Here is a 22,943-nt window from a genome sequence, read left to right on the forward strand (position 1 = left end):
TGCAACATTATCTGCAACTCCATGATCTGCAATGGCATGCAAGGTCTGACGGGATACAAGCAGTTCCAGGAAAAGCGGGAAACGGTTTTCCGTCCGGAACTGCGAAGAAACAATGCTGGCGCAATTCGGAGTTTCCGTGAAAATCTGTTTGCGTCAGGGCCCAACCAATTCACGCTCGGTTACAAACGGTTTTAATTTATGGTCATTCTGGACATGTCTTTGCCACTTCTGTGCGCCACCAGCCCTTGATAGAATGAAAATAACCAACCATTTAGCGCGGGAATGGCAGAGTTGGCTGCCAAACCGAACGAGCAGGAGTTTCAGGTGTCTTTGCTCAAGATCTACTGGCGAGCCATGCAATATCTTGCAGTCGAACGGCTTGCGACAACGACCATGTGCATTGCAAGCATTCTTGTGGCGCTGGTCATGCTGGCAGAGCCAATTCTGTTCGGTCGCGTCATTCAGGCAATCTCCGACCGCGGCAATGTCACCATCCAGCTCATTCTGTGGGCTGGTCTTGGCGTGTTCAATATCGTCGCTTCTGTCTTTGTCGCACGCGGCGCAGACCGCCTCGCCCATCGTCGCCGCCTCGGTGTGATGATCGATTCCTATGAGCGTCTCATCACCATGCCGCTTGCATGGCACCAGAAGCGTGGCACGTCCAATGCGCTGCATACGCTGATCCGCGCCACCGACTCGCTGTTTACGCTGTGGCTCGAATTCATGCGCCAGCACCTGACCACGATCGTGGCGCTTGGCACACTGATCCCGGTCGCCATGAAAATGGATCTGCGCATGTCGCTGGTCCTGATCGTGCTCGGTGTCATTTATGTCATGGTCGGCCAGCTTGTCATGCGCAAGACCAAGGACGGCCAGACTGCGGTTGAAAAACACCATCACCAGCTGTTCGAGCATGTCAGCGACACGATCAGCAATGTCTCTGTGGTGCAAAGCTATAACCGCATTGCCAGTGAAACGCAGCAATTGCGCGACTATGCGCGCGATCTCAAGGAAGCTCAGTTCCCGGTGCTCAACTGGTGGGCACTTGCCAATGGCCTCAACCGCATGGCCTCGACCTTCTCCATGGTGATCGTGCTGATGCTGGGCGCCTATTTTGTCTCCAGAGGCCAGATGCTGGTGGGCGATGTCGTTGCCTTCATTGGCTTTGCCCAGCTCATGATCGGCCGTCTCGACCAGATCAGTGCCTTCATCAACCAGACGGTGACCTCGCGTGCCAAGCTCGAGGAATTCTTCGAAATGGAAGATGCAACCGCTGACCGTCAGGAACCGCAGGGGGCAAAGGATCTCGAAAACGTCAAGGGCGAGGTTGTCTTTGACAATGTCACCTTTGAATTCCCGAATTCCGGTCAGGGTGTCTATGACATTTCCTTCACGGTCAAGCCTGGCCAGACGGTTGCCATTGTCGGCCCGACGGGTGCAGGCAAGACGACGCTGATCAATCTGCTGCAACGTGTCTATGACCCGGCCGCAGGGCGGATTCTGATCGACAATGTCGATACGCGCACAATCAGCCGGCGTTCCCTGCGCAATGCCATTGCCACCGTGTTCCAGGATTCCGGCCTGTTCAACCGTTCGATTGCCGACAATATCCGCGTCGGTCGCGCTGACGCCTCACAGGCGGAAATCCAGGCCGCAGCAAAGGCCGCAGCCGCACATGACTTCATTCTCGTGAAAAGCCATGGCTATGACACGGTTGTCGGCGAACGCGGCTCGCTGCTTTCCGGCGGCGAACGTCAGCGTCTGGCAATTGCCCGCGCCATTCTCAAGAATGCGCCCATTCTGGTGCTCGATGAGGCAACAAGTGCGCTTGATGTCGAAACGGAAGAAAAGGTCAAGCGCGCCGTCGATGAACTGAGCCATGACCGCACCACCTTCATCATCGCCCATCGCCTTTCCACTGTGCGTTCGGCTGATCTGGTGCTGTTCATGGACAAGGGCCATCTGATTGAAAGTGGCAGTTTCAAAGAACTGGCGCATCGCGGCGGACGCTTTACCGAACTTCTGCGTGCCGGCGGTCTGACAATTGACGACGAGCCGGAAACAGAACTGCCCGACAATGTCACACCCTTTCCATCCAAGGAAGCAAAGGCCTGAACAGGCGGCAGACAGAACAAGGCCCGCCTTGAAGAACAAGGCGGGCCTGTCTTCCTTACAGTGGAACTTCAAATTTACAGCGGAATTTCAAACCGCATGCCATCATAGGCGGGCTCGACATGGTCGGGCGTCTCGCGCATCACCGTGTCATAATCAAGCGGCACATGCATGTGAGTGAGGATCGCGCGTTTCGGCGCCAGCGCCTCGATCCATTCCAATGCCTGTTCCAGCGAAAAATGGCTGGGATGGCGGCGATATTGCAAGGCGCCAATGATCAGCACATCCGCGCTGCGTGCATATTGCGGGCTTTCGGTCGGAAAATCGCTGACATCGGTGCAATAGGCGACATTGCCGATGCGAAAGCCAAGCGATTCAATATCGCCATGTTTCTGGCGGAACGGTACGAAACGAATTGCCCCGCCTGCCCCCTCGATCGAAAATGGCGTTCCGGCAGCTATCTCATGCATGCACAGAATGGGCGGATAGCTTGAGCCAGGCGGCGTTTCGAAACAATAGCCAAAGGCTTCATAAAGCCGGTTGCGCGTGTCGCGATTGGCATAGACATCCATCAGGCGGCGGTTCTCCACCACATAGGTGCGCAGATCATCAATGCCATGAATATGATCCGCATGCGAATGAGTATAGACGACCGCATCAAGCGAACGCACTTCCGCATCAATCATCTGTGCACGAAAATCAGGGCCTGTATCAATGACTACCACTGTGCTTTTGCCCGCCTCGTCGAAACGTTCGACCAGAAGCGAGGTTCGGCGCCGCCGATTCTTCGGGTTGCTCGGGTCGCAATTGCCCCAGTCGCCATTAATGCGCGGCACGCCGGGCGACGAACCGCACCCCAAGATCGTAAAACGCATCACATTGCGCGGGGGCTTCACGGTTAAAGCCCCTCCGCTGGCATTGGCATCCTGGAGAAAAGACGTGCCACATTTTCGCTGGTGATGCGTTCGATCTCCTGCCGGTCAACGCCAATCACCTCGGCCAGAGCCGCCGCCGTATGCTGCACGAAAGACGGCTCGTTACGCTTGCCGCGATGTGGCACTGGCGCAAGATAGGGTGCATCCGTTTCAACCAGCAGCCGGTCATGCGGAACGATCTTTGCCACTTCGCGGATTTCGGCCGAATTCTTGAAGGTCAGAATGCCGGAAAAGGAGATATAACCACCCAGCGCAAGCCCACGTTTGGCAAGTTCCATGCCGGAGGAAAAACAATGCAGTATGAAGGGGAAGGCTCCCTTCGCGCTTTCCTCTTCCAGAATCTGCGCCATATCTTCATCGGCGCTGCGGGCATGAATGACGAGAGGCAGTTGTGTGCGCCGTGCTGCTTCAATATGCACCAGAAAGCCCTGACGCTGCGCTTCCGGCGGCGCGTAGTCATAGTGATAATCAAGCCCCGCCTCGCCGATGGCCACGACTTTCGGATGGTCGGCAAGCCGAACGAGATCATCCGCCGTTATATCCAGCTCTTCATGCGCATTGTTGGGATGCGTGCCGACAGAGCAGTAAACGGCATCATATTTTTCCGCCAAGGCGCGGATCGTGTCGAACTTGCGCACCCGCGTCGAGATCGTCACCATGCGCTTGATACCGGCGTCGAGCGCGCGCTGCACAACCGCATCGCGCTCCGGCTCGAAATCGGCAAAGTCGAGGTGACAGTGACTATCAACCAGCATCTTGAAAACTCAGTTCTGTTCTTCCGCTTCAACATAACGCGGGAAAATCGGCTGTGGCGGCGGCAATGGCGTGCCGCCCTTGAGCGGGCTCGAAGCCACATGGACAAACTGGCGCTCATCAGCAGGAACGGTCAGAATGTCGAGCAGCTTTTCAGCTGATTGCGGAATGAACGGTTGCACCATGATGCCGATGCGGCGAATGACTTCCGCCGTGACATAAAGCACGGTGCCCATGCGCGCCGGATCGCTCTTGCGCAATGCCCATGGCTCCTGACCGGCAAAATAGCGGTTTGCCTCGGCCACCACGGCAAAGATCGCACCAAGTGCCAGATGCAGCGCCTGATCGTCCATGACCTTGATCGCGGTTGCCAGTGCTTCATCCGCCTGTGCGAGAATGGCCTTGTCAGCCTCGCTAAACTCACCTGGAACCGGCACCTTGCCTTCACAGTTCTTGGCAATCATCGACAGCGAACGCTGCGCCAGATTGCCAAGGTCATTGGCAAGATCGGCATTGGTACGGTTGACGATGGCTTCATGGCTATAGCTGCCATCCTGACCGAACGGCACTTCCCGCAACAGGAAATAGCGCAGCTGGTCAAGGCCATAGCGTTCGACCAGATCGAACGGATCGATCACATTGCCGACCGACTTCGACATTTTCTCGCCGCGATTGAACAGGAAACCATGCGCAAAGATGCGCTTTGGCAGCGGTATGCCTGCCGACATCAGGAAGGCTGGCCAATAGACGGCATGGAAACGCGTAATATCCTTGCCGATAATATGCGCGTCAGCCGGCCAATAGGCCCATTTTTCATTGTTCATGTCGGGATAGCCAAGCGCAGTGATATAATTTGTCAGCGCGTCAATCCAGACATACATGACGTGTTTTTCGTCGCCCGGAACCGGAATGCCCCAGTCAAAGGTCGTGCGCGAGATCGACAGATCCTTCAGCCCCGACTTCACGAAGCTGACAATCTCGTTGCGCCGTTCTGGCGGCATGATGAAGCCCGGATTCTGCTCATAATGCGCAAGCAGCTTGTCCTGATAATTGGACAGGCGGAAGAAATAACTTTCCTCCTCGACCCATTCGACCGGTGTGCCCTGCGGGCCATAGCGAACACCGTCTTCGCGGACTTCGGTTTCTTCCTCGCTATAATAGGCCTCATCACGCACGGAATACCAGCCGGCATAACCGCCCTTGTAAATGTCGCCATTGGCAGCCATTGCCTGCCAGATCGCTTGGCTTGCCTTGTAATGACGCTCTTCCGAGGTGCGGATATAGTCATCATTGGAGCTGTTCAGCATCACGCCCATACGGCGGAAGGCTTCAGAATTGCGATCGGCCAGCTCGCGTGGCGTAATGCCTTCCTTGCGCGCGCTTTGCAGCATCTTGATACCGTGTTCGTCCGTGCCTGTGAGAAAATGGACATCCTTGCCATTCAGGCGCTGGAAACGCGCCATGGCGTCGGTGGCAATCAGTTCATAGGCATGACCAATATGCGGCTTGCCATTGGGATAAGCGATTGCAGTGGTGATATAATATTTTTCTCGGCTCATTAACGGACCCGGTCTCTCAAGGTTTGAAAGCGCACATCAATGATCAGAGGCGCTCAAGGCAAATAAGTCTGTGGCTGACATAACGCAACTCAACTGTCATGTCACGCAAAGGCAGGCATTCCATCGCGAAAAGCACGGAAGGTTTTTTCCAGAAGCAGCATGACCGCCTGTTTGCGGTCGAGATTATAGGTTTCCGCCTCAACCGTCTCGCGCACCAATGCGCTCCAGTAGCGCGACCATTGTTCGGCGCGCTGCAACTGCCCATCACAGGCATGCCGGCGCGCTTCTTCGGCAATACGCCCCAGCAGATGGTCACGGAAAAGCTCATATTGCACTTCTGCCTCGCGCCCGGTCAGGACAGTGGCAAGCGCCTGCGCTTTTGACAAATCGAAGCGCTCGCCACGCAGAATGGAATCCACCGTATCGGCAATCTCAATGCCGCCATTGGCAACAAGCAGAAGCGCCTTGCGCACACTGCCCTCCGAACGCTCTGGCAGGGTGGGTTCAATCGCCCCCGCAGTCAGCCCGACCGCCTGCCCCACATGTGCAAGCGCCATTGTCAGGCTCTGATCATCCAGCGGCTTGAAGCTGATCGTCTGGCAGCGCGAGCGGATGGTCGGCAACAACTTGCCGGCAGAATGTGACACCAGAATGAACAGCGCGCGCGCCGGCGGCTCTTCCAGCGTCTTGAGCAGCGCATTCGCCGCATTGCGGTTCATGTCGTCGGCCGGATCAACGATCACGATGCGCCAGGCATGATCGGAGGCCGTTCGCGTCAAAAAATGCGTGACACGACGGATTTCCTCAACCGTAATGCCGGTCTTGAACCTGCCAGTCTTCTGGTCGAACGGGCGCGTGATGTGCAGAACGGCCGGATGAACGCCGCCTGCAATCTGCCGCCACAGCGGTTTGGAAAAATCCGGCCTTGTAATCCGGTCTGGCGCGGTAGCGCCGTCCGGATGCGCCAGCATGTGGCCCGCCAGATGAAAGGCAAGCGTCGCCTTGCCCACCCCTTGCGGCCCATCAAACAACAGCGCGTGATGCATACGTCCTTCCTGATAGACCTGCGCCAGAAAACGGGCCGTCTCCTCATGACCGGCAACAAGATCATTGGCCGCAGGCTCCGGCACGCCTTCAATGGAATCATAAGCCTTGGGAACGTCGAGTTCTTCGATCACAACAGCCCCCTGTCACGTAAAAGCCTGTCCGTCAGTTCGGCAATTTCCGCGGCAATGTCATCAATGGGGCGATCGGCATCGACCACCTTGCAGCGCTCAGGCTCTTCAGCAGCAATCGCCAGAAAAGCAGCGCGGCGCGCTTCATGCACGGCAATATCTTCCTTTTCAAACCGGTCTGCATTGCCATGGCCGCGTCTTTTTCCGGCCCGGGCCATGCCCGTTTCCGCAGGTAGATCGAGAATGATGGTCATATCAGGCTTAACGCCATCAATCGCGATACGTTCAACCGCGGCCATGAATTCACGGGCCAGATTGCCAGTCACGCCCTGATAGGCTCTGCTCGAATCAATATAACGGTCGCAAAGTACAATACGCCCTTCCTCAAGCGCCGGACGGATCAGCTGGTCAACATGATCCGCGCGTGCAGCGGCAAAGAGAAGCGCCTCCATCGCCGGGCCATAGCTTTCTGCCCCGCCGCTCAAGATCACATGACGCACGGCTTCAGCACCAGCAGAACCGCCCGGTTCACGCGTCATCACGGGATCAAAGCCCAAAGCAGTCAGATGGCTTGCCAGCCTGGCAATCTGGGTTGACTTGCCTGCCCCTTCGCCACCTTCAAATGTAATGAACAATCCCGACACGCACGGATTCCATTTGTTCGACCATATTCGATATTTTGTTCTATCGGCCTTTGGCAGCCAGGTCGAGCCTTCAGAAGAATTTGCGCAACCAACCGGTGGAAAGTTCCTTCACCGCGCCAAAAGCCCGTTGCGACAGCGTTCCTGTCTCCACATTTTTTGCAGCAAAAACAGGTAGTTTTTTTAAAACACTGCCATTTAACTCAAACTGAATCTCGGCCAGTTGAGCTCCTGCCTTGACCGGTGCTGCGATCGGTCCCTGATAGAGAATGCGTGCTTTCAGCCGTTCGCGCCCCCGTTTAGGCAACAGCAATTCGACGTCATCCGGCACGGAGAGATCGACATGGGCCTGCGTGCCACCAAAAACCTCGGCCGAACCGACCACCTCGCCGGCACGAAACAGCCTGACCCGATCAAAATTGTTCATGCCCCACTGGATCAGTTTGCGTGCCTCTTCCGCGCGATCCTTGCTGCTGGCAAGTCCGCTGAGGCCAAGAAACAGCCTGCGGCCATTCTGTTCGGCTGAACCGACGAGCGCATAGCCGGAGGCTTCCGTATAGCCTGTGCCCAGACCATCCGCGCCAACTTTCAGCGGCAGAAGCGGATTGCGGTTGCGCTGGGTGATCTTGTTCCAGGTAAATTCCGGCTGGGCATAATAGTGATAATATTCGGGGTAGCTGGACTGAATATGTTTGGCCAGTTTCACCATGTCATGCAGCGTCACCACCTGCCCCTCTGCCGGCAGGCCGGTGGCATTGACGAAATGCGAGCCGGTGAGGCCAAGCGCACGGGCGCGTTCATTCATGCGCTCGGCAAAGGCGCTTTCGCTGCCTGCCAACCCTTCCGCCAACACGATGGCGCCATCATTGGCCGACTGCACGATCATGCCCTGCAACAGATCGGCAACCGTGGGACTTGACTTGATCTTGGCAAACATGGTCGACGTGCCGGACGGTGCGCCACCCGTGCGCCAGGCATGTTCACTCACGACATAGGGTGTGTCCTGCGAGATCTCGCCTCTCTTGAGCGCATCGAACACCACTTCGGCGGTCATGAGCTTGGCAAGCGATGCCGGCGGAATCGGCTTGTCCGCATCTTTGGAAAGCAGGATCGTGCCGCTGCCGCCATCAATCAACAGAACCTGCGGTGCAATGGTGACATCAGCCTGATTTTCAGGCGCACTGAAAGAGGCCGCTGGATAAAGACCACACAACAAGCCGAAAATGACGCAGGCAATCTGTCTGGCGCGTCTCATCCCCAACCCCGCCATGCAGGCAAGCATATATGGATTAAATATGCCCTGATCTCAGCATGCCATGGCCAAACAGGCAAGATCCTGTCCCTGCCGTTATTGCGTCCGCACGACAAAGGCATCCTGCACGCCAAGCTGCCATGCTGCGCGCAACAGATCGTCATTGGCGCCGGAAAGCGCCTGCGCCTTCAGTTCATAGCGCAGGCCTTCCCTGGTCGAAACCCGGTTGCGCGTGATCCTTGCCTGTCCCGACAAGGCCTTTTCGATCCGCTTTGCATCGGCGAGCCTTTCAAACAGGCCAAGCTCGACATATTCACCTTGTGCATTGCCGCTTGCCGTCCTCCAGTCAGTGCCTGCAATGCTTTCAGTCAGAATATGGCCATAGGTCCTTTGCTCGGCATAAGATGACAACATGGTCTGGTCAGGCGCATACCCGGCCATGCCGGCAATACGCTGTCCGCCTGTATTCGAGCGCGTCAGGCGCGCTGCCGGAATCGGAGCTGTTCCATCGCCATAGGCCGGATTGACGGCAAAAGGCAGGTTTTCCGGCACAGGCATTGCCGCCGGACGTTCTGCCGGAATGGCCGGCGGCACTGGTGCCACAACTGGCGCAGGCATTGCAGCAGCAGCGGCAGCGGCCGCCTCAGATGCCAGTGCTGTTGGCGTTGGTCCATTCATCGCCATCATCACGCCGGTTGCCGGTTCGCCGATTGGTGCATTCTTGCCGGGACGATAGGAGGCAAGCAGGAAAGCATCGTCCTGACCATCCAGCGGCGCGCGGCCGACATATTCCACCTTCACATTGGCAATGCCATGATGCTGATAATCCAGCATTTCCGCTGCCTTTTGCGAAAGATCGATGATGCGATCCTGTTCATAGGGGCCGCGATCATTGACGCGCACAATGACGGAAGCCCCCGTCTCAAGATTGGTGACGCGAGCATAGCTTGGCAAAGGCAGGGTCGGATGCGCAGCCGTCAGATGCGTGGCATCATAGATTTCACCATTTGCCGTCAGGCGACCGTGAAAGGCATCACCATACCAGGACGCACGGCCAACAGCCGCATACTTCTTGACTTCCTTGGGATAATACCAGCGACCCTTGACCTTGTATGGCTTACCGACCTGATTGCGTCCGCCACCGCGCGGCAAGGGCCTGCCCTTGACATTGGTCACGCGCGGACTTGCCTTCACGCCATATTTGGACTCGGCAAAATATTCCTTGGAGCGTTTTGGCTTGGATTTGCCTTGCGGCCCGGATGCACAGCCTGCGAGCGCAACGGCCAATGCCATCAGCGTGACGACGATCGGCCTACCCAATTTGTGCTGCGGCAAGGCTGAACTGGCCCGCAGATTCGGTACGTGCTTCGAATTCATACGCAATACACTCGTTACACAATGCCGTAACCAAAAGGCTGGTCACACTCCATTCAGGCTAGTCATGTCATCGATTCATTGACGATTCATTAAAACTTTTCCATTGCGCATTTGAGTCGAAACCGATTGCGGCCGTGATGGCAATAATTTTCTTGAAGATACCTGCCCCGATCAGGGCGTAGGCGGCGTCAGATTGAGATTGGCCCTGCCTTCATTCTGGCGTACGGCATAATATTCGCGGTCCTTGTGATGTTCCAATGTCACAAGCCGCTTGCGCGTTGCATCAATGATGACCACATCCCCCGCATCGGTCAGGAACCAGGCAAAAGGATCGCCATCAAGCGCCAATCTGGCAAAACAGTCTTCCTTGCCGTCAATGACATAGCCGCCAATGGTGCGTTTTGTAGTCAGATTGATGGTGCAAACCGTGCCGCCTTCATAATCTTCCCACAGATCATAACGGCCAGCCGCTTTCCTGATATCCGGATCAACCGGCTCGGCGGCAAAGACAGGCATGGCCATCACAATGGCAAATAATGAGACAGACAGAAATTGATTGAATGGTTTCATCGCCCAGCTCCCCTCAATGGCAGGTTACACAAACCCGGAAGGAGAGAAAACAGTGACGAAGCGGAAATTGCATTGCGCTGGATGATTGCTCATCCAGCGCAGACCGGCTTTGCAATGTACAGGAAAAAGCTGGGGAGCCTCAGTCCGGATTACAGCTTGCCGGTCAGCTCCGGAACGAGCGTCAAAAGATCGCCGACCAGTCCATAATCCGCCACCTGGAAGATTGGCGCTTCCTCGTCCTTGTTGATCGCCACAATGACCTTGGAATCCTTCATGCCTGCCAGATGCTGGATCGCGCCCGAAACACCGGCTGCGATATAGAGTTCAGGCGCGACCACCTTGCCAGTCTGGCCAACCTGCCAGTCGCTTGGCGCAAAACCTGAATCTACGGCCGCACGCGAAGCACCAACCGCACCACCAAGCTTGTCTGCCAGAGCCTCGATAATTGCAAAATTTTCCTTCGCCCCAACGCCGCGACCACCGGAAACGACAATCCTTGCCGAGGTCAGTTCCGGACGGTCGGAAACGGCAATTTCATCCCTGACCCAGGTTGAAAGCGCGCTCGACTTTGCCGCTACGGCTTCGATTGGCGCATTACCGTTCATGTCCACCGCGGCAAAGGCTGACGTGCGAATGGTGAAAACCTTCACCTTGTCATTTGACCTGACTGTCTGGATGGCATTGCCGGCATAGATCGGGCGATCAAAGGTCTCGCCATCAGCAATGGCAATCACATCCGAAATCACCATGACATCAAGAAGTGCCGCCACGCGCGGCAGGATATTTTTGGCATGTGGATTGGCCGCGCCGGTAATATGGCTATGGCCGGGAGCAAGCGAGACGATGAGATCCGACACGCTTTCGGCAAGGCCGTAGCCGGCATCATCGGCATGCAGAACCTTGCTCACACCATCCAGTCTGGCTGCTTCCCTGGCTGCCGCTTCCGGGCCAACCACCAGCACATGCACATCGCCAAGCGATTTGACCGCAGAAACGACCCTGGCCACCGCATTGGTCGCCAGCGCACCGCTATTTACATCCGCAAGTACCAATACAGACATCAGATAACTCCTGCCTCGTCCTTGAGTTTTGCAATCAGTTCATCAACCGAACCAACCTTGATGCCAGCCTTGCGGCCTTCCGGTTCAACGGTTTTCACAACCGTCAGACGCGGGGCAATATCGACGCCATAATCGGCCGCCGTCTTTTCTTCGAGCGGCTTTTTCTTCGCCTTCATGATATTGGGCAGCGTTGCATAGCGCGGCTCGTTGAGACGCAGATCAACCGTGATGACGGCAGGAAGCTTCACTTCAATCGTCTGCAGACCACCATCGATTTCGCGCGTGACACTGGCCTTGCCGTCCTCAACGCTGATGGCCGAGGCAAAAGTTGCCTGCGCCCAGCCAAGCAATGCCGCCAGCATCTGACCTGTTGCATTCATGTCATTGTCGATGGCCTGCTTGCCGGCAAGCACCAGATCAGGCTGTTCCTCCTTGACGACTGCCGCCAGAAGCTTGGCGACGGCAAGCGGCTCGATGTCGACATGAACGTCAGACGCCGCTTCAATCAGAATGGCCCGGTCCGCGCCCATGGCCAGAGCATTGCGCAAGGTTTCCTGCGCCTGTTTGACACCGATCGATACAGCGACGATTTCTTTCGCAATCCCTTTTTCCTTCAAGCGGATTGCCTCTTCCACCGCGATTTCATCGAACGGATTCATCGACATCTTGACATTGGTGAGCTCAACACCACTGCCATCACTCTTCACACGCGCCTTGACGTTATAGTCGATGACCCGCTTCACGGGCACGAGAATTTTCACTTCCTGATCCTCCGGGATTGCAAGCTAGTCATTGCAAGGCTGGCGCGGATCGTCGCCGCACGACCAACCCTCCAGCCTCTGTGCATTTCTGCCAGCATGGCCGAGCAAAAATACCAATTGGTTTGTAATAATACCAATGAGTATTTTTTGTCTAGTCAAAATTTCAAATTTGTACCTGTTGACATGAAGATCGGATGAGGTCATTCATACTGATGAGTTTTTTTTTGATCTTAATGGTATGCGCATTTCGCGCACCTGCCCATGCAAAGAGAGAGAGACGTCATGAAGACTGCCGCCACCGAGATGTTTGGAATCGAAGCCCCTGTCTTCGCCTTCAGCCATTGCCGCGATGTTGTTGTTGCAACATCAAAGGCCGGTGGATTTGGTGTTTTGGGTGCAGCATGGATGACGCCAGAACATCTGGAACAGGAACTGAAATGGATCGATGATCACATTGACGGCCTGCCCTATGGTGTCGACATGGTGTTTTCCTCCACCTCGACCACGGTTGATTTCAAGGAAAGTCCGCGCGATATCCTTCCTAAAGAACACCGCGAATTCATCAATCACCTGCTGGATGAGGATGGTGTGCCGCCCTTGCCGGAAGACGAGGAAAAGGGATGGTATGCCGAATATGCGCGCAATCTTGCCTTCAGCCCGGAAGCCAGCGAAGCGCTGCTTGACGTTGCACTGCGCCATCCGGTCAAGCTGGTCGTCTCTGCCCTTGGGGTTGCTCCCGACCATATCATCAAGCGTGTTCATGACCATGGCGCAAAATTCGGCGCTCTTGTCGGCTCCGTACGCCAGGCGCAAAAGCAGGTCGAGGCAGGCGTTGACCTGATTGTCGCACAAGGTTCGGAAGCAGGCGGCCACACCGGCCAGATCACCTCGCTCGTGCTGTGGCCGGAAATCATCGACGCCGTTGCCCCGGTTCCGGTTCTGGCGGCAGGCGGCGTCGGCCGCGGCCGTCAGATGGCAGCAGCCCTTGCCCTTGGCGCGGAAGGTGTGTGGTGTGGCACGATCTGGCTTGGCACGGTTGAAAGCGAACTGACGCCAGACATGCGCGAAGTGCTCTATGCCGCAAGGCCGGAAGATGCGATCATCACCTATGGCTATACCGGCAAATCCTGCCGTGCCATCCGCTCAAAATATACTGAAGCCTGGCTGCGCCCGGATGCACCACAACCGCTCAAGACAACGCCGTTGCAGTCGATCTTGTCCGGCGAGCCCTTCCGCCGTGTCGAGCGTGCGCGACGCAAGGACTGGATGACCTATTCGGCCGGTCAAATCGTCGGACGTGTCAATGAGCCGACCACCGTGAAAAATGTGATGTACGACATGATCCTCGAATATGCCGAGGCGATTGAACGTCTCGCCCAGATCAACGAAGCCTGAGACCGGCGGAGAAGCACAACAATGTCCTCGCGCAGAATCGTGGTTGTTGGCGCCAGTGAAGCTGGCTGCCAGATCGCCCTTGAAGCACAGGCGGCCGGCCATCAAGTCACTCTCGTCGATGAACACCCACAGGCCATGAAGGATATGTCCTTCGATGCGCCGTGGTTTTACGGCGCAGCCCTGCCGGCTGCGCTGATGAACGACAATTCCATCGCCCAATCCGTACTGGAGGCAAGTCCCCAACTGATGGAATGTCTGGAAGCAGGCATTGATCTGCGCGTTTCAACCATTCTCTGGGGCGCTTTCCGCAATGGCCCCAATTGCGTTCATGTCGGCACCCCGCGCGTTGGACTGGTAACGCGTGAAGACAATGAAATGCTCGAACATGACGCGCTGATCATCACCACCGGCGTGCGCGATTTTGTGCCGTCCTTCAAGGGGTGGGAATTGCCGGGCGTTCTGGGCGGCAAGGCTGCGCTGGCGCTTATTGATCTCTATCAGGTCTTTGAGGGCGAACGTCTTCTGGTGCTCGGCTCATCCGAACTTGCCATGCGCGTTGTCCGCGCAGCCCTTGCCCGTGGTGTGACCGTCACAGGCGTGGTTGAACCGGGCGATAGCGTGGTTGCGGGGCCTGAAGCCACACAGTTTCTGGCCGAACACAATATTCCTGTTCATCTGGGTCATGTCATCTCTGAGGCCACCGGCAAAACCGAAGTCAAGGGCGCAAAGCTCGTCTCGCTCGACGGCAAGGAGAGCGCAGAAATCGCCTGCGATACCATTGCCGTTGCCATTGCAACCCTGCCAAATATTGAACTGCCTGCCGCCATGGGCTGCAGGATGCGCTATGAGCCTGCGCTGGCCTCCTGGCTGCCCGAAATCAGTGTTCAGGGCGAAACCAGCCTTGACGGCGTGTTCTGGCTTGCAGCCGCAACGGGAGCTGACGAGGCCATGCGATCTGCCATTCTTGCCCGTATTGACGGAGCGGCGGAAGACAGGCGCCCTGCCCCCTTGCCGGAGCCGGCGTTCAATGCCACCGACTATATCAAGCGCTGGATCCGCGCATTGCATGAGACGGGCGGCGATGATGTCATCTTATGCCAGTGCGAGACAGTCAGCCGCGCGGAATTCTGCGGCATCACCCCGCCACGCTATCTGGAAAAAGGCTTGCGTCATCCGCAGACCCCGCTCGTACACAGCGATGACAATTCAGCGCCGTGCCTCAACCAGGATTTCGTCAAGCGCATGACGCGTGTTTCCATGGGCCATTGTCAGGGCAAGCGCTGCCGCGATGAGGCCGCCTTCACGCTGTCGCAGCGTTTCGGCATCGGTCTTGAAACCATACGGCCTGCCAGCTACCGCTTCCCGCTGCGCCCAATCGATCTTGGCCTGATTGCCGATAATGACGAGACGGACGAAATCCGGCTGAACTGGCAGATGTGGCCATACGAAACCCGCCAGTCCTAACCCAATCTATGTCGGAAAAGACCATGAAGAATTATGACGTCATTGTTATTGGTGCGGGTATCATCGGTTTGTCGACAGCTTACCGCGCCCAGAAAGCCGGGGCAAAGGTTCTGGTGCTGGATGCGGGAGCAACCGCCTATGAAGCCTCATCGCGCGCTACCGGCTATCTCAGCCTGCGCGGCGAAACACCGGCAGAAAGCCCGCTGGCACAGGAAGCAGAAAGGCTGTGGGATGGGCTGGATGATGAGCTGGGCTATCCAACCGAATGGACGCAAAAGGGCCGCATCTGGGCCGCGATGAATGAACGCGAGCTGGATGAGCTGAAGGAGCTTTACAAAACTTTCTCGAAAACCAGCATCCCGTTTGAATTTCTCGACGGCGATTCCATGCGCAAGCTGATCCCTTGCCTCAGCCCCGATTGTCTCGGCGGCATCTGGACCAACCGCTCAGGCCATGCCAATCCGCAGCGCACCTCGCAGGCCTTTGCCTGGGCCTTTACCGATCTTGGCGGCGAGATCCGCGAATATACGCCGGTTCTGGAAATCCTGACAGAGGGCGGCAAGGTCAAGGGCGTGCGCACGCCGGAAGGCGAAATCCATTGCGCCCGTATTGCCCTTTGTGCCGCAGCCCACAATACCTTGCTGTTAAAGCCGCTTGGCATCCATTTCCCGCTTGCGCCGGTGCGGCTCGAAGCCCTCGTCACCACGCCGATGCCGCCATTGTTTGAACAGGCTTTCATCGGCAATGGTCTTTCGATCCGCCAGACCAAACGCGGCAATATTCATATGAATGGAGGCCCTTACGAGTGGGTTGACCTTGAAATCGGCAAGGAAGCGGCGAAGCCCAACACACCGATCGTGCGCAATATTCTGCGGCGCGCCATTGAAGCCATGCCGGTACTGAAGGGCGCACAGTTCCTGCGCTCATGGGCTGGTATCATTGATATCGCACCCGATCAGATGACGACGATTCACCGTTTCAACAATCCGGAAGGTCTGGTGACGGCTGCCTGTTCCGGTCATGGCTTTGGCATGGCGCCATCGGCAGGCATCGCCGTGGCAGAACTCTTGCTGGAAGGCAAGACGCGGATGCCTATTGATCAGCTTTCGCTTGATCGCTTCAAGAATACCCCGCCTGACTGGCGCGAACGGCGCAACTGGCAGGCCGGTCAGTACAACACCTGATCCCACAATGCCCCATCAAAAAGCCGCGCCCGAAACCAGACGCGGCTTTTTCACTGAATGGAACAAGTTTCAACTGCGATGAATGGCAAGCGGCTTGTGAAGAACCGAGCCCGTTCCGGCGGGCAATGGCAGACCAACACAGGCAGCATGGATTTCGGCGATTTTCTGCTGCATTGCGGGTGAGGCCGGGCCAGACTTGCCATGGGCGACATGGATCGACAAGTGTTCGCCCGTGGCAAGCAGATTGCCCGCGCCATCAAAAATGCGGTGATAAAGATGCAGCCGCTTGTCGTCATGGCCAAGAATTTCTGACGTCACCTTCAAGGGCGTGCCCAGACGGCATTCCTTCAGATGTACGAGATGGGTCTGAAGCGTGTAGAAAGCGCCCTCCTCGGCCCGCGCAAAATCAACCCCGATCAGCCCGTAGAGATGATCGGATGCCTCGCCGCAGACCTGCAGATAGCGGTGCTCGGTCATATGCCCATTATAATCCAGCCACTCTTCAATCACTTCCCCGGTCCAGGTTGTAAGTGGCGCAACAATGGTGGTGACAGGCTGGGTCATATTGCAATTCCTGTTATCGTGAACGAGCAGACCCCAGACCGGAAAGCCTTCCGCCCTGGGGTCAGCTGGCGCGTATAGTGCGTGCCTTACTTGACGAAATAAGGCTCGCCAACTTCTGCCAGAGCCGGATCAAAGCCTGCGGCAACCACCGCATCCTTGATCTTTCCTTCCTTGCGCAGGCGTTCTATGCCGGCATCGAGTGCCTTGCCGAGGCTTTCATTGCCCTTGGTGTAGAGAACACCAGCCTGCGGCGGGCGAACGGTCGAGCCAACACGCTCATCCGGCTGCGGGATCTTGATCTGGATGCCCTTATAGGCGCCGGAATTCTTCTGCGAATAGATGCCGTAAGTATAGCCATCAACAGCCACATCGATACGACCGGCATCAAGATCCTGCGCCAGAGCAACCGTATTCGGATAAAGCTTCAGCTTGTCGCCAAGAATGGCCTGAAGCTGCGGCACGAACAGATAGCCGGAAACCGTGCCGACCGTCTTGTCTTCCAGCCCCTTGATCGTGTCGATACCTTCCTTTGAGAAGATGGCGGTCGGATCGAGATACATGGGCGTGGAAATATCGAGCACCTTGGCGCGGGATTCCGTACGGTTCCAGCCACCGATGGCAACGTCCGCCTTGCCGGCCACGACAGCCTGAACGGCAGCCGATGGATCAACCGCCATAGGCATAACCTTCAGGCAGTTTTCTTCCGCGACAGCCGCAACAATGTCAAAGTCGATGCCGCCGAGCGAGCCATCCGGCTTTGGCACGGAAAATGGCGCATAATCATAGCCGGCAACGATCAGCGTGCCCGGGGTGATGGTCTTGACTTGCGTCGTGCAGTCCTGCGCCGAAGCAACCGCGACGGAAAAATGCGTTGCCAGCAACACGGCTACGCTCATCAGAAGCTTTTTCATGTGTCGTCCTCCATTTTGAATGAAAATTCCGTCGTTCCCCTTGTCAGATGTGACGATCGAGACGGCGTTCAAACCAGCTCACAAGAAGTGTCGCTGGAATACAGATGCTGGCGTAAAGCGCACCAGCCAGAACCAGAATGGTCATGTAGCGGAAGGTCGATGTGCCGATCATATAAGCCTGCGAAAGCAATTCCGGCAGCGCGATGGTAAAGGCAAGCGATGAGGCCTGCAGCATCAGCACGGCAAAGCCGAGCAATGCAGGTGCGGCCACGCGCAACCCCTGCGGCACGATGACAAAGCGCAGCTGATCGGCAAGGCTCATGCCCAGCGCATCGCATGCCTCGATCTGCCCGCGCGGCACGGCCTGCAACCCGGCACGGATGATCTCGCTGGTATAGGCGGCCGTACTCCAGCTGAGGGCTGCCACCGCAGCCATGAAGGAGGTGAGGCTCAACCCCAAATTGGGCAGGCCAAAATAGGCAAATTGCAGCAGGATCAGCGCCGGCGCACCGCGGCCAATCTCGACAATGATCAGGCTGAGCCAGCGGATCGGCAATGACTTGGCCTGTACGGTCAGGGCAAGGATCAACCCAAGCGGAATACCGATCATGAGAGAGGCGCCCGTCACTTTCAGGCTGACGGCCAGACCATTCAGCAATTGCGGCAGATAAGTCGCCCAGAATTCAAGCACGTCTATCATTGTGCCACCTTCTGTCTCAGTCGTGCATCGGTCACACGGGCAATCAGCGCAATCGGTATGCTGATCAGAATGTAGAGAAGGCCTGCAAAGGCAAAGGGAGCAAGGCCATCAAAGCTCTTGCGTGCCACGAAATTGGCAAGGAAAGCGATATCCATAACGCCAACCGTCGAAGCGATCGCAGAATCCTTCAGCAGGCCAATGAGATAGCTGGCCGCCGATGGCAGCGTGACGCGAAAGAGCTGCGGCATGATCACGTCAATGAAGGATGAAAAGCGTGGCAGACCGAGTGCAGTAATTGCCTCCCACTGCCCCTTGTGGATGCTGTTCAGGGCGCCGCGATAGATTTCCGCCATATTGGCGGCCGTCACCAGGCCAAGGGCAATGATTGCCGCCGGTATGGCGCCAATGCTGATAATGCCTGACCCCAGACCAAAGAAAAGCAGGAACAGCCAGACGATGGGGGGAATGGAACGCAGGAAGATGATGATGGCGATGGCCAGATAATGCAGGACAAGGTTCTTCGACACATGCATGGCGCAAAGCGGCATGCCAAGCACCAGCCCGATTGCAAAGGCGCCAAGCGTTACCACAAGGGTCCATGGCAGGCCGGTCAGGATGAGATAGGCGAAATCCCAGTTCATCTGTTCAAAACCGCATGGAGGAAGCGCTTGGCGCGTTCTGATTTCGGATTGCGCATGACTTCCTTGCTTGGGCCATCCTCAAGAATATGGCCGTCCGCCATCAGGAGTACACGGTCGGAAACCGTTTCGGCAAAATGCATTTCATGCGTGACGACCACCATGGTCATGCCCGCATCGGCCAGTTCCTTCATGACCGCCAGAACTTCCAGGCCAACCTCCGGATCAAGTGCGGAGGTTGGTTCGTCAAACAACATGACCTGCGGATCAAGCGCCAGGGCGCGCGCTATGGCAATGCGCTGCTGCTGGCCGCCCGAACAGCGCGCCGGATATTGACCGGCCTTGTCGACAAGACCAACGCGCTCAAGCAGTGCCAGCGAACGCTTGTCGGCTTCCGCACGGCTACGCCCCAGAACACGTTCCTGCGGCAGACTGATGTTGCGCAGTACTGTCATGTGCGGAAACAGGTTGAAGGACTGGAACACCATGCCCGCCTTGCGGCGCAGCGCCATCAGCTCCTGACGGCGCAGGCGATGGTCGGCATGAATGGTCAGCCCATCAATGGTGATCGTGCCACCGGAAGCCGATTCCAGCTGGTTGAGACAGCGCAGAAGCGTACTCTTTCCCGAGCCGCTCGGCCCGATGATCGCCACCACTTCGCCCTTGCGCATGGAAAAACTGATGTCCTTCAGCACTTCATGCGTGCCGAACGCCTTGCGCAAATTCCGAACCTCAAGGATGGTGGATGCTTCCTTGGGAACCTTGGTGTTCAATTCCTGTTCCGCGACCAAGACTTCCTCCTAATGCCCAAAACAAAATGCTTCGGGCCAGCCCATTTATCGATCAACCCTGCGCCACGACCCTCTGGCAATGGCTGGTTGCGCAGACTCAGAACGGCATGCGCACCCATGTTTTCTGTAACAGCGATCCCTGTTGCTCATAAGCCGGATCACTGTAAAGGCCTGCAATGCTTCAATGCATCAAGCCTGGTTCGGACGGGCGTGGAACATGACCTTCCATTCCCCCTGCTGACAGACTTCATCATGCTGATTGCGCACCTCAACCCAGAAGGTGACGATGCCGCGCGCAGGATTCTTGGTTGGACGCACCGATTCAACACGTTGATATACATGGATCGTGTCATTGATCTTGACCGGCGCCTTCAGATCCCAGGTCATGCCCAGAAACGCGATCGCCGTGCCCTCCTTGAGGCCAAGGCGGAATTCAAGGCCGGTCGCAATGGCAAAAACGGCAGGCCCATGCAGGATGCGTGTGCCAAACGGGGTCTGACGGGCAAATTCCTCGTCGGTGTGAACCGGGTTATAGTCACCGGTCAGACCGGCAAACATCACGATATCTGCCTCTGTGATTGTGCGGCGCGGGCTCTTCCATTCATCACCGACAACGAACTGATCAAAAAACAACGCGTTCGGCCCGACGTTGAGGGTATCTTTTCCCGCTGCGTTTGAGGCGTCCATGCTGATCTCCGTATATTTATTGGCATTGTTTCCGGATGATCCCGACTCTGCGGCTTTCCCCGGCTGATACTATAGAGACCATTTACATACTCATTAGTATGTTTGTCAACACAATTGGTTCTTATAAAAACCAATAAGAATCTTTTTGATGCCAGAGAGTTTCGGAACCAACCTCTTGGGACTTGAAAGTCAGTTTTTTCAAAGCTATGGATTGGTACCATCATAGATCTGGATGAAAATTACACAGGATGCCCATCGCATCTGCAGGGCACAGAAAACAGAATTGGACCACCATGAACGTGACGCGCCGCGATGAATTGAAAGCCCGTAAGCAAGCCTATGTGCAGGACGAGATTCTCGCTGCCGCGGCTGAACTGTTCGCAGAGCGCGGCTATCGGGCAGTTACGATTGATGATGTCTCCGCATCACTCGGCTATACCAAGTCGGTCGTCTATTATTACTTCAAGAATAAAAATCAGCTTTTGTGGGAAATCTTCAACAAGATCCACAATACCTGGTGGGAAGAAATGCAGGCCATTGTCTCCAAGGACATTCCGGCCGATGAACAGCTTGCCGAAATGATCCGTCAGCATGCGCTCAACGTCATGGACAAGCGCGAATGGACGGCGATCTATTTCCGCGACGTCTCGGAACTCACCGAAGAGCAGCGCAAGACCGTGAACGAGAAAAAGCGCGAATTCGACAAGCTGTTTACCAACACCTATCTGCGCGGCGTCAAGGACGGCATTTTCAAGGATATGCCGCCCTATATCATCGTCACCAGCATTGTTGGCATCTGTAACTTCACTCATACCTGGTACAAGCCAAACCGCGCCCTCAAGCCGGCACAGGTGGCCGACTATTTCGTCAGCATCATTCTGGATGGCTGTCGCGTGAACTGATTTCACTGACCAAATATGAAAACAAAAAGCCGGCACCTGCTGCCGGCTTTTTGATGTGTGTTGCCTTCACTCATTCCGGTATTTCCGGCAGATAATGGCTCCAGGGCTCGGCCAGTTCCATCTGGGCAGAAAGCCGCATCAGATCAGCCTCGCCACCAAATGGCGCAATCAGCTGCACGCCAATCGGCAAGCCATCAGCATTGCGATGGAGCGGAATATTGGCTGCCGGCTGGCCGGATGCATTGAGTATGGCAAGGAAGGTCGTATAGCGCCCTGCCCGTTTGCGGAAACTGCGGAAATCATTCTGCATCGAGATTTCATCCAGCTTCACCGGCGGCTCCGTCAGCGTGGGCGTCAGAATGAAATCATAATCGGCAATATAATTTTCCAGCGAACGGCCAATATTGTGGAAGCGCGTGATGGCAAGCACATAGCGTTCCGCAGGCATGTTGCGGCCAATCTGATAGGCATCAAGAATGGCAGGCTCCAGCAATTCGCGCAGATCGGCATTCGGTCGCCCGCGCAAGACGCCACCCACAGTGACCGCCACATTGGCCGCCATCACATCGATGAGTGAATCAATGAAACTTGCATATTTGATCGGTGGCAGTTCGGCCTCGATCACCTCATGGCCAAGCCCTTCAAGCACACGCGTTGCGTGATCAAGTGCCTCGATATTCTCTGGCGAAATCACAATATCGTCCCAGGCCTTCGACCAGCGCGCAATGCGCAAAGGTTGCTCAAAAGGACGCTCCAGCAGTTCCAAATAGGATTTGGGGCGGAAAGGCGCAGCATAGGGCTGGCCGCGCTCCATGCCGGCAATCGCATCCATGACTGCCGCCGTATCACGCACCGTACGCGACAACACACCATCACAGGCAAGCCCGCCCCAGCCTTCACCGCGCAGCGGCCCAAAAGGTACCAGACCGCGTGATGGTTTGAGCCCATAGACGCCGCAACAGGATGCGGGAATGCGGATGGAACCGCCGCCATCATTGCCATGTGCCACGGGCACAATCCCTGCGGCCACGGCTGCCGCAGCACCACCACTTGACCCGCCCGATGAGCGCGTCAGATCCCATGGATTGCGCGTCGGCCCACCATAGACGACGGCCTCCGTCGTCGGCGCCATGCAGAATTCCGGCACCGTCGTGCGGCCATAGGGCAAAAAGCCGGCCGCCACAAAACGCTCCGTCAGCGTGGCATTGACCGCAGAGCCCATGCCTGCAAACAGACGCGACCCCATCGAGCCCTTGAGCGTGGTCGAGGCAAGGCCGGAATCCTTCAGCAGGAATGGCAAAGCACCAAAAGCGCCCTTTTCTGTCGCCTCTTTTGCAAGTTTGCGCCCCAGATCGGCATCAACATGGCACAGCGCATTGAGCGCAGGCTGAAAGCGTTCGCCAAGCTTAAGCGCAATTTCCATCAGTTCAAGCGGCGTGACTTCGCGTCTTTTCAGAAGCGAGGCCAGTTCCAGTCCATCAAGGCGGCGGTATGTTTCAATATCCATGGCG

Annotated in this window: 22 protein-coding genes; 5 read left to right on the top strand and 17 right to left on the bottom strand. The window is 56.5% G+C overall.

The window, feature by feature from the left end:
• Positions 1 to 324 precede the first annotated feature (324 nt).
• Positions 325 to 2,115 (top strand): glucan ABC transporter ATP-binding protein/ permease, encoded by a 1,791-nt coding sequence (locus ACFO1V_RS08135; RefSeq protein ID WP_374829580.1) that lies wholly within the window; start codon positions 325 to 327, stop codon positions 2,113 to 2,115.
• Positions 2,116 to 2,189: 74 nt separating this feature from the next.
• On the opposite strand, the gene ACFO1V_RS08140 is transcribed toward ACFO1V_RS08135, so the two are convergent.
• From ACFO1V_RS08140 to ACFO1V_RS08185, 10 genes are all read right to left on the bottom strand, one after another.
• Positions 2,190 to 3,008: an MBL fold metallo-hydrolase gene (locus tag ACFO1V_RS08140; protein WP_374829578.1), complete on the bottom strand. Its 819-nt coding sequence runs from the start codon at positions 3,006 to 3,008 to the stop codon at positions 2,190 to 2,192.
• 2 nt (positions 3,009 to 3,010) lie between these two features.
• Positions 3,011 to 3,802 carry a TatD family hydrolase gene (locus tag ACFO1V_RS08145; RefSeq protein WP_374829576.1) on the bottom strand — a complete coding sequence of 264 codons (792 nt, stop codon included), beginning with the start codon at positions 3,800 to 3,802 and terminating at the stop codon, positions 3,011 to 3,013.
• Between the two features lie 9 nt (positions 3,803 to 3,811).
• Positions 3,812 to 5,359 carry a methionine--tRNA ligase gene (metG, locus tag ACFO1V_RS08150; protein WP_374829574.1) on the bottom strand — a complete coding sequence of 516 codons (1,548 nt, stop codon included), beginning with the start codon at positions 5,357 to 5,359 and terminating at the stop codon, positions 3,812 to 3,814.
• 101 nt (positions 5,360 to 5,460) lie between these two features.
• Entirely contained in the window at positions 5,461 to 6,537 is a 1,077-nt protein-coding gene (locus ACFO1V_RS08155; protein WP_374829572.1) for a DNA polymerase III subunit delta', read from the bottom strand.
• Positions 6,534 to 7,178: a dTMP kinase gene (gene tmk, locus ACFO1V_RS08160; protein WP_374829570.1), complete on the bottom strand. Its 645-nt coding sequence runs from the start codon at positions 7,176 to 7,178 to the stop codon at positions 6,534 to 6,536. The genes ACFO1V_RS08155 and tmk overlap by 4 nt, the downstream gene beginning before the upstream one ends.
• Positions 7,179 to 7,248: 70 nt before the next feature.
• Positions 7,249 to 8,430: a D-alanyl-D-alanine carboxypeptidase family protein gene (locus ACFO1V_RS08165; protein ID WP_374829568.1), complete on the bottom strand. Its 1,182-nt coding sequence runs from the start codon at positions 8,428 to 8,430 to the stop codon at positions 7,249 to 7,251.
• Positions 8,431 to 8,523: 93 nt separating this feature from the next.
• Positions 8,524 to 9,804: a septal ring lytic transglycosylase RlpA family protein gene (locus ACFO1V_RS08170; RefSeq protein WP_374829566.1), complete on the bottom strand. Its 1,281-nt coding sequence runs from the start codon at positions 9,802 to 9,804 to the stop codon at positions 8,524 to 8,526.
• 171 nt (positions 9,805 to 9,975) lie between these two features.
• A complete protein-coding gene (locus tag ACFO1V_RS08175) occupies positions 9,976 to 10,374 on the bottom strand; it encodes an AprI/Inh family metalloprotease inhibitor (RefSeq protein WP_374829564.1) in 399 nt (132 codons plus the stop codon).
• 149 nt (positions 10,375 to 10,523) lie between these two features.
• Entirely contained in the window at positions 10,524 to 11,435 is a 912-nt protein-coding gene (locus ACFO1V_RS08180; RefSeq protein ID WP_374829562.1) for an electron transfer flavoprotein subunit alpha/FixB family protein, read from the bottom strand.
• Positions 11,435 to 12,196, bottom strand: a complete 762-nt coding sequence (locus ACFO1V_RS08185) for an electron transfer flavoprotein subunit beta/FixA family protein (protein ID WP_374829560.1) — start codon at positions 12,194 to 12,196, stop codon at positions 11,435 to 11,437. Before ACFO1V_RS08185 ends, ACFO1V_RS08180 begins: the two co-directional genes overlap by 1 nt.
• A 282-nt stretch (positions 12,197 to 12,478) precedes the next feature.
• On the opposite strand from ACFO1V_RS08185, the gene ACFO1V_RS08190 reads away from it, so the two are divergent.
• From ACFO1V_RS08190 to ACFO1V_RS08200, 3 genes are read left to right on the top strand one after another with little or no spacing between them, the layout of a single operon-like run.
• Positions 12,479 to 13,591, top strand: coding sequence for an NAD(P)H-dependent flavin oxidoreductase (locus ACFO1V_RS08190; RefSeq protein WP_374829558.1), 1,113 nt, complete (start codon positions 12,479 to 12,481; stop codon positions 13,589 to 13,591).
• A 21-nt stretch (positions 13,592 to 13,612) separates the two neighbouring features.
• Complete coding sequence (locus ACFO1V_RS08195) at positions 13,613 to 15,055, top strand: FAD-dependent oxidoreductase (protein WP_374829556.1); 1,443 nt, start codon at positions 13,613 to 13,615, stop codon at positions 15,053 to 15,055.
• A 23-nt stretch (positions 15,056 to 15,078) separates the two neighbouring features.
• Positions 15,079 to 16,239, top strand: coding sequence for an NAD(P)/FAD-dependent oxidoreductase (locus ACFO1V_RS08200; RefSeq protein WP_374829554.1), 1,161 nt, complete (start codon positions 15,079 to 15,081; stop codon positions 16,237 to 16,239).
• Positions 16,240 to 16,308: 69 nt separating this feature from the next.
• Here the strand turns inward: ACFO1V_RS08200 and ACFO1V_RS08205 are convergent, their stop codons facing one another.
• From ACFO1V_RS08205 to ACFO1V_RS08230, 6 genes are all read right to left on the bottom strand, one after another.
• The gene (locus ACFO1V_RS08205) at positions 16,309 to 16,803 is read right to left on the bottom strand and encodes a thioesterase family protein (protein WP_374829552.1); all 495 of its coding nucleotides are present in this window, start codon (positions 16,801 to 16,803) and stop codon (positions 16,309 to 16,311) included.
• Positions 16,804 to 16,889: 86 nt separating this feature from the next.
• A complete protein-coding gene (locus tag ACFO1V_RS08210; RefSeq protein ID WP_374829550.1) occupies positions 16,890 to 17,714 on the bottom strand; it encodes a substrate-binding periplasmic protein in 825 nt (274 codons plus the stop codon).
• A 43-nt stretch (positions 17,715 to 17,757) separates the two neighbouring features.
• Positions 17,758 to 18,414, bottom strand: a complete 657-nt coding sequence (locus ACFO1V_RS08215) for an amino acid ABC transporter permease (protein ID WP_374829548.1) — start codon at positions 18,412 to 18,414, stop codon at positions 17,758 to 17,760.
• Positions 18,411 to 19,055, bottom strand: coding sequence for an amino acid ABC transporter permease (locus tag ACFO1V_RS08220; RefSeq protein WP_374829546.1), 645 nt, complete (start codon positions 19,053 to 19,055; stop codon positions 18,411 to 18,413). Before ACFO1V_RS08220 ends, ACFO1V_RS08215 begins: the two co-directional genes overlap by 4 nt.
• A complete protein-coding gene (locus ACFO1V_RS08225) occupies positions 19,052 to 19,792 on the bottom strand; it encodes an amino acid ABC transporter ATP-binding protein (RefSeq protein ID WP_374829674.1) in 741 nt (246 codons plus the stop codon). Before ACFO1V_RS08225 ends, ACFO1V_RS08220 begins: the two co-directional genes overlap by 4 nt.
• Before the next feature lie 240 nt (positions 19,793 to 20,032).
• The gene (locus ACFO1V_RS08230; protein WP_374829544.1) at positions 20,033 to 20,530 is read right to left on the bottom strand and encodes a MaoC/PaaZ C-terminal domain-containing protein; all 498 of its coding nucleotides are present in this window, start codon (positions 20,528 to 20,530) and stop codon (positions 20,033 to 20,035) included.
• 293 nt (positions 20,531 to 20,823) lie between these two features.
• Between ACFO1V_RS08230 and ACFO1V_RS08235 the strand changes: the two genes are divergently transcribed.
• Entirely contained in the window at positions 20,824 to 21,432 is a 609-nt protein-coding gene (locus tag ACFO1V_RS08235; protein WP_374829542.1) for a TetR/AcrR family transcriptional regulator, read from the top strand.
• Between the two features lie 70 nt (positions 21,433 to 21,502).
• Here ACFO1V_RS08235 and ACFO1V_RS08240 read toward each other — a convergent pair whose 3' ends face one another.
• On the bottom strand, positions 21,503 to 22,939 hold the full coding sequence (locus ACFO1V_RS08240; RefSeq protein WP_374829540.1) for an amidase: 1,437 nt from the start codon (positions 22,937 to 22,939) through the stop codon (positions 21,503 to 21,505).
• Positions 22,940 to 22,943: the final 4 nt, after the last annotated feature.

Origin of the sequence: Daeguia caeni, from assembly GCF_042653845.1 — a bacterium.
GTDB classification, from domain to species: Bacteria; Pseudomonadota; Alphaproteobacteria; order Rhizobiales; family Rhizobiaceae; genus Brucella; species Brucella caeni.

Coding starts and splice junctions, on each gene's coding strand:
- ACFO1V_RS08145 (WP_374829576.1), bottom strand. CDS start 3,802: ATGCTGGTTGATAGTCACTGTCACCTCGACTTTGCCGATTTCGAGCCG.
- metG (WP_374829574.1), bottom strand. CDS start 5,359: ATGAGCCGAGAAAAATATTATATCACCACTGCAATCGCTTATCCCAAT.
- ACFO1V_RS08165 (WP_374829568.1), bottom strand. CDS start 8,430: ATGAGACGCGCCAGACAGATTGCCTGCGTCATTTTCGGCTTGTTGTGT.
- ACFO1V_RS08170 (WP_374829566.1), bottom strand. CDS start 9,804: ATGAATTCGAAGCACGTACCGAATCTGCGGGCCAGTTCAGCCTTGCCG.
- ACFO1V_RS08175 (WP_374829564.1), bottom strand. CDS start 10,374: ATGAAACCATTCAATCAATTTCTGTCTGTCTCATTATTTGCCATTGTG.
- ACFO1V_RS08180 (WP_374829562.1), bottom strand. CDS start 11,435: ATGTCTGTATTGGTACTTGCGGATGTAAATAGCGGTGCGCTGGCGACC.
- ACFO1V_RS08190 (WP_374829558.1), top strand. CDS start 12,479: ATGAAGACTGCCGCCACCGAGATGTTTGGAATCGAAGCCCCTGTCTTC.
- ACFO1V_RS08195 (WP_374829556.1), top strand. CDS start 13,613: ATGTCCTCGCGCAGAATCGTGGTTGTTGGCGCCAGTGAAGCTGGCTGC.
- ACFO1V_RS08200 (WP_374829554.1), top strand. CDS start 15,079: ATGAAGAATTATGACGTCATTGTTATTGGTGCGGGTATCATCGGTTTG.
- ACFO1V_RS08205 (WP_374829552.1), bottom strand. CDS start 16,803: ATGACCCAGCCTGTCACCACCATTGTTGCGCCACTTACAACCTGGACC.
- ACFO1V_RS08210 (WP_374829550.1), bottom strand. CDS start 17,714: ATGAAAAAGCTTCTGATGAGCGTAGCCGTGTTGCTGGCAACGCATTTT.
- ACFO1V_RS08215 (WP_374829548.1), bottom strand. CDS start 18,414: ATGATAGACGTGCTTGAATTCTGGGCGACTTATCTGCCGCAATTGCTG.
- ACFO1V_RS08220 (WP_374829546.1), bottom strand. CDS start 19,055: ATGAACTGGGATTTCGCCTATCTCATCCTGACCGGCCTGCCATGGACC.
- ACFO1V_RS08230 (WP_374829544.1), bottom strand. CDS start 20,530: ATGGACGCCTCAAACGCAGCGGGAAAAGATACCCTCAACGTCGGGCCG.
- ACFO1V_RS08235 (WP_374829542.1), top strand. CDS start 20,824: ATGAACGTGACGCGCCGCGATGAATTGAAAGCCCGTAAGCAAGCCTAT.
- ACFO1V_RS08240 (WP_374829540.1), bottom strand. CDS start 22,939: ATGGATATTGAAACATACCGCCGCCTTGATGGACTGGAACTGGCCTCG.